General features: G+C 37.1%; 4 protein-coding genes. 1 reads left to right on the top strand and 3 read right to left on the bottom strand.

Annotation, left to right across the window (positions count from 1 at the left end; translation table 11 throughout):
* Positions 1–554: 554 nt before the first annotated feature.
* A complete protein-coding gene (locus tag J2S10_RS26830) occupies positions 555–2,006 on the top strand; it encodes an ArnT family glycosyltransferase (RefSeq protein ID WP_307414189.1) in 1,452 nt (483 codons plus the stop codon).
* A 46-nt stretch (positions 2,007–2,052) separates the two neighbouring features.
* Here J2S10_RS26830 and J2S10_RS26825 read toward each other — a convergent pair whose 3' ends face one another.
* The 3 genes from J2S10_RS26825 to glcT all read right to left on the bottom strand — a co-directional run bounded on the left by J2S10_RS26825 (position 2,053) and on the right by glcT (position 6,477).
* Positions 2,053–3,177 carry a serine hydrolase domain-containing protein gene (locus J2S10_RS26825; RefSeq protein ID WP_307414188.1) on the bottom strand — a complete coding sequence of 375 codons (1,125 nt, stop codon included), beginning with the start codon at positions 3,175–3,177 and terminating at the stop codon, positions 2,053–2,055.
* A gap of 194 nt (positions 3,178–3,371) precedes the next feature.
* On the bottom strand, positions 3,372–5,444 hold the full coding sequence (gene ptsG, locus J2S10_RS26820; protein WP_307414186.1) for a glucose-specific PTS transporter subunit IIBC: 2,073 nt from the start codon (positions 5,442–5,444) through the stop codon (positions 3,372–3,374).
* A 190-nt stretch (positions 5,445–5,634) separates the two neighbouring features.
* A complete protein-coding gene (gene glcT, locus J2S10_RS26815) occupies positions 5,635–6,477 on the bottom strand; it encodes a glucose PTS transporter transcription antiterminator GlcT (protein ID WP_307414185.1) in 843 nt (280 codons plus the stop codon).
* Positions 6,478–6,563: the final 86 nt, after the last annotated feature.

The following is a 6,563-nucleotide window of genomic DNA, read 5'->3' as shown; positions in this document are numbered from 1 at the left end:
AGTTACGTTGGCTCAGCTTCACTTTCATACGAAAGATTCACTGATAGTTATTGTTTGTTTGCACGATTTTGTTTGTTTAGTTTTCAAAGAACAATAATATCATTTGAATTGCCCGAACATAAGACGTTTTTTTAAATTAAGTTCTTCGTCAGGAGCAACTCTATTAATATATCATTTCGTTAATTCGTTGTCAACAAAATATTAAAATGTTTTTAAAATCTTGATGTTGTTAACAGGTCGTTAACGACTGCTTTAATATATTACCACCCTGCCTATCTTGCGTCAACATTTTTTTGCTTTTTATTTCATCTTTTATCACATTCTCTGCAATACATATGAAAACTTATTAAATAGATTGTGACTTCCGATCTTTTTCCTTAAGCGGAAAATCAAAATTGTATGAAATTCAACAACAAAGGGAATCAGAATAAATAAGCGGGGCTGAGTAAGAATAATCCTTAAGAGCTATTATTTGTATTTCAACTGAAATCCGGGTGATTTTTAGGATTACGTGCGGTCATATTATGTAAATCTGTCGAAACAAGGAGTCTCCTATGCATCGTTTAACCCTTAAATTTAATTTCTTTTATCCCATTATATTGCTATCATTGCTGGTAATCGCTTTCTACAATATTTTTTACAGACTGGAAAATTTCCCAATTTCCAGCTGGGATGAAGCAAGGCACGGGGTAAGTGCCTATGAAATGCTAAAAAGAGGAAACTTTATCGTTAGCACCTACAGGAATGATATCGATTATTGGAACTTAAAGCCGCCACTAAGTTTTTGGGCAAACATAGCCGGTTATAAACTAGCCGGATTCAACGCACTTGGACTGCGACTTTTCTCTGCTCTTTCCGCAATGCTAACCATAATCCTTGTAGCTATTTTTGTATATAAAAAACACGGAAGGCTAGCCTCACTCATATCGACACTGACATTAACTACATGCACTCAATTTTTAATTAATCACAGTGCGAGAACAGGAGATGCTGACTCCCTTTTTGTTTTTTTATTTACCGCATCCATAATGTCGCTATTACTTTGCGAACACAACCTCAAATGGCTATATGGTTCAGGGCTGGGATTTGCTCTTGCCTTTTTAACAAAAAGCTGGCACGCAGGTAACATCGCGATCATTATCGGGTTGTATCTTCTTTTTACCGGAACCTATAAAAGACTTAACCATACAAACTGGATTTTGCTATTAATTTGCATGGTATTTCCGATTCTCGCCTGGGGAGGTATTCGATATCAATATGATGGATTGGAATTTTTCAAAAATATGTTTGCCTATGACCTGCTGCAAAGATCATCCACCACCATCGAAGGACATTTAGGGGGAACACTTTACTATCTTGAAATATTATGGAGGTTTTTTAATTATTGGCTTGCCATCCTGTACGGTTTAGTACTTGTTTATGCTAATAAAGATTTCTCGTTCAAACAATTCTTATCCGAGAAAAACTCCTACAAGATCGGAATTTGTTTATGGGTGATTATTCCTTTGCTCCTTTTTTCATTAGCTAAAACGAAAATTAGATGGTACATTTTGCCTGTATATCCACCGTTATCGGTTATAATCGGAGTTCTTGCAAGTAAACTTCTATTAATTGAAAAATTAGGAACAAAAATCACCCTACTTGCTTCAATCCTTTTTGTATCCTTTCATTATGAAGGAGAGATTCAAGCTTATTTAAATAAACCAACGCCAAAATTACAGCTGAATTTGATTCAAAAGATTCACGATATAGAGAAATTGAAAGGATACAGCTTGTTTTTGCACCTTCCATCCAGCCCTGCCAAATGGGCACAAAATATGGTGTTAACTTCAGAGCTATATACTGACTCACAGGTGGAAGATGGAGGAATGAACGAATTTTTAAAAAAGGATAAAGCGCTGCTTTTGCTTCAGAAAGGAAAAGGAACAAAACAATTAATAAAAGCGAATCAATTCATTATCATTGCATCCAATAAATGGGGTTATATTGTCCGCAAAAGCAAGTAAACATTAGTTAAAGGGGCTTACTCTATTCGAGCAAGCCCTTTTTTGATTAAAAGTATTTTTGATAAAACCAAAAACGTTTTCCAAGACAAATGGATGCCAGTTCCCGTGATAACTCACCCGTATTCCATGTTCCATGATTGTTGGAAAGAACAATCACTGTAACCCTATCCTTAACAAAATCGGCTAAATCCGATTTATAACCAGGCAAACTGCCATTATGCTCAATTAAGGGTCTTCCGAAACTGATAAAATTATCAGCGACATTCCAACCGTATCCATATTTAAAAATACCCCAGCTCGCGCTATCAATATAGCCTGTCTCCATTTTTTCTACTTGCAAAGTTGATAAAAGCTTATCGTTTTGAATAGCATTATTGTATTTGAGTAAATCGTGGACTGTTGAAATAATATCCCCGTAACCCGCGAGTTGACTTTCATCATCCCGCTCTGTGATTTTCCTCATATTCTCATATCCAAGGGCAAATTTCTTAGTTTCCGCTTTTCTTAAGTAGGTATGATACATGCCGGCAGGTTTGAAAATATGATCTTGATAATAATCCCCATAACTTTCTCCGGATACAGTTTCGATTATGTCAGCAAGAATCATATAGCCGGTGTTGGAATATTTATATTCCGATCCCGGGCTAAACTCCAATTTTTGCTTTCTCATTAAATCGATAAATGCCGCCATCGTAATAGGTTGGGTTGTATCGGTGAGTTTTAAATGATCAGCGACCCCCGAACTGTGGGTCAACAAATCATGGATGGTAATTTTATCACCGTTTGGAAAATTTGCAATGTATTTTGAAATCGGATCAGATGTCTTTAATTTCCCTTGATTTTCAAGCTGGAGGATGGATACGGCAGTAAACGATTTCGTTAGTGATGCAATTCGGAATTCCGTATCAATTTGATTAGGAACCCCCTCTTCGCTATTTGCAAATCCATATCCTTTTTCAAAAAGCACCTTTCCATCCTTAGCTACGAGAACCACTCCATTAAATTGATTAGCATCCGCCTTTTTATCCATAAAGGCACCGAGTTTTTGCTGAATGTTCCCCTTTAAATCCGAATGAACCGTACTTCCAAAAGTGATTACAGCTGCAGTAAACAAAATCAAGACCCCTATTAGAACGCCAAAGATCCAAATCACTGATTTTTTAATTCGCAATACAAACAACACCTCTTTGTTGAACATATCCCTGCACTATTATAAATGGAAACAAAGAAATTTCATAATAGAAAAGCGGAAGAACGAAGTACACTAGTCACTGGGTGCTGGAGCTAGACACTTATCGTAGCTCAATATTGCTTTCTTATCTTTATTTAAAAAGCCAGCCTAAAGACTAGGCCGGCTCCTCAATGTTATTTTGAAATCTTAATAATACCTTCTTGTTTCAAATCAACGTTACCTTGTTTTTCAAGAACGATTTTTTCGCCTTCCGCTAAGTTTGTGAAGACAATCGGTGTAATCGTTGATGTTGCATGTTCTTTAATATAATTTAAATCCATTTTTAATAATGGCTGACCGCGTTTAACCGTATCATTTTCTGCAACTAATGTTTCGAAGCCCTGACCTTTAAGGTTCACTGTATCAATACCAACGTGTACAAGAATTTCACGGCCGCCATCGGAAAGGATGCCAATCGCGTGTTTAGTTGGGAATAGATTCACAATTTTACCATTAACTGGTGAAACTACTGTTCCTTCTGTTGGTACAATCGCAAAGCCGTCACCCATCATTTTTCCTGCAAACACTTGGTCAGGCACCTCAGTAATTGGCTTGATTTCCCCTTTTAGAGGTGCTACAAAAATTTCGTCTTTTCGTTCTGTTTGAAGCGCTTTTGGATTCACTTCTTCAATTTGCTGTTCTACACCTTTTTCCGGTGATTTTACAACAGCTAATTGAGGTGCTTTTCCGTCCATAATATCCTTCATTTGACCTTTGATTGTTTCAGAACGAGGACCAAAGATAGCTTGAATATTATTACCTACTTCAAGGACACCGGCAGCGCCTAACTTTTTCAAACGGTTTTTATCAACATCTTTAATATCATTAACAGATACGCGTAAACGAGTAATACATGCATCAAGATGGGCAATGTTTTTCTTTCCGCCCATAGCATCTAAAATGTTGGCAGCTAGGTCGCCTGCTTTATTATTACCAGTTTGTACTTCTTCTTCAACTTCTTCCAATTCACGTCCAGGTGTTTTAAGATCGAACTTACGAATCGCAAAACGGAATCCGAAGTAATAGATAACAGCAAATACCAGACCTACAGGAATAACTAGCCATGCATGTGTTTGCGGGTTAATTAAACCAAATAGGATATAGTCAATTAATCCACCGGAGAATGTCATACCGATTTTTACATTTAAAAGATGCATTGTCATAAATGATAGTCCCGCGAAAATAGCGTGAATACCGAATAATACCGGTGCAACGAAAAGGAATGAGAATTCGATTGGTTCTGTAATACCTGTTAAGAATGAAGTTAAACCGGCTGAGAACATAAGACCGCCGACAAATGCTTTCTTTTCAGGCTTTGCTTCATGATAAATTGCTAAAGCAGCAGCAGGAAGACCAAACATCATGAATGGATATTTACCTGTAGTAAATGTACCTGCAGTTAGATTTTGTACACCATCTTTAATTTGTTCCATGAAGATATGTTGGTCACCGTGGATAACTTGACCCGCTTTATTTGTATAGCTGCCAAACTCAAACCAGAACGGCGCATAGAAAATATGATGCAATCCAAAAGGAATTAGCGAACGTTCAATAACCCCGAAGATAAATGCTGATAATGTTAAGTTCGCATTAACCATGTTGGTTGAGAATGAATTTAAGCCTGCTTGGATTGGAGGCCAAATGACAATCATAATTAAACCTAAGATAACTGCACTTGCAGCAGTAACAATTGGTACGAAACGTTTACCTGCAAAGAATCCTAAGTAGGAAGGTAATTCAATTTGGAAGAATTTATTATACATTGTAGCAGCAATGATACCGACAATAATACCGCCGAATACACCCGTTTGAAGTGTTGGAATACCTAAAACTGATGCATAGCTTTGCGGGTGCTTTACTAAACCTGCTGCATCAATCCCTAAAGCCGTCCCCATTGTTGCATTCATAATCAGGAATCCAACAATCGCAGCAAGTCCGGCAACGCCGTCTCCGCCTGCTAGTCCAATGGCTACCCCTACTGCAAATAGTAAGGAAAGATTACCGAAGATGACACTTCCTGCTTGTTCCATAATTTTTGCGACCATTGCCACACCGTGGTTATCAAGGAACGGAGCAAGATGTAGTAATGTTGGGTTTTGAAGCGCATTACCAATTGCTAATAAAATCCCGGCAGCCGGCAAGATAGCAACTGGCAACATTAACGCTTTTCCGACTTTTTGCAAGACGCCGAAAGCATTTTTAAACATAATATTGCCTCCTAAATATTTTTCAATTAGCTCATTAAGCGTTTTCATTATTAACAATAGACAACAAAAAAAGGCATGAGTAAAAGTTTAACTGAATGAAAGTATAGGTATAGATTGCCCCTAAAACTCCATTTCAATTATCACTTTTCACTCATGCCTGATCGAATCAGTAACACGTAAAAAATAATAGCTATTTAATTTTCTTCTGAATCCGCTGCAAATGCATTGTTAAATAAACGGCTTCTGCATCGAAAACTTTCTTTTTCAAGGTTTGTTGCATCACTTTAATGAGCTTCCATGAAAGATTATAGCATAGCGGATATTCCTCTTTCAAGAGGGAAGTTATTTTTTCAGGTTCTTCTACTTTTTCCTCTTTGATTACTCTTTCAATTGCGAAACGCAAATGACGTACAAGCCTCATATAATCAATGCCTTCTCGGTCAATCTCAATTTCCAGCTGCTCTTCTACCATTTCTACCAGTCTGCTAACCAACTGAGAATGCTGGTTTACTTCCGACAGATTTTTATTGGTAATTGCTGAATGAATATGGAGGGCAATAAAACCAATCTCTCCAACAGGAAGGGTAATTCCTGTCTTCTCCTTAATCAGCTGAACAATTTCTGACGCAATTTCGTATTCACGCCTATAAAGAGCTTTTGTTTCCACTAAAAACGGGTTCTTCATTTCCATCCCCTGAGATGCTCTTGTAATCGCAAACATTAAATGGTCCGTTAAAGCGACGTGAATATGTTCATTTAAGGTCGAATTTGTTCTTTGCTTAATTAATTCTATGGAAGAGATAATCACTTCATGTAATTCATTTTCAATGAAAGGAAGCAACTTAATATAATTTTCCTGTTCCTTTTCATTTTTTAATACAAACAGCTTTTCAACTGCATCTATCTCTATATAGTCACCGCGTTTCCGGTTGAATCCTATGCCTTTGCCAATTAATACGACTTCTTCATAGGAAGGGTGTTCAGCGATTAATACATTATTATTTAACACCTTATCAATCAGTAATTTTGCCATACCCTTCTTTCCCCATTTCGCCCTACTTACCTTTAGTATACTCATGTTATAAAAGACAATCCAGGAAGTCAACGACAAAATCCTGC

The sequence above is a fragment of the Neobacillus ginsengisoli genome, assembly GCF_030813055.1.
Note: the sequence above shows the minus strand (reverse complement) of the source record. Positions and strands in the feature narration are given on the sequence as shown.

Bases quoted from the DNA above. Each gene is read 5' to 3' on its own strand.
- glcT (WP_307414185.1), bottom strand. From the start codon at position 6,477: ATGGCAAAATTACTGATTGATAAGGTGTTAAATAATAATGTATTAATC.
- ptsG (WP_307414186.1), bottom strand. From the start codon at position 5,444: ATGTTTAAAAATGCTTTCGGCGTCTTGCAAAAAGTCGGAAAAGCGTTA.
- J2S10_RS26830 (WP_307414189.1), top strand. From the start codon at position 555: ATGCATCGTTTAACCCTTAAATTTAATTTCTTTTATCCCATTATATTG.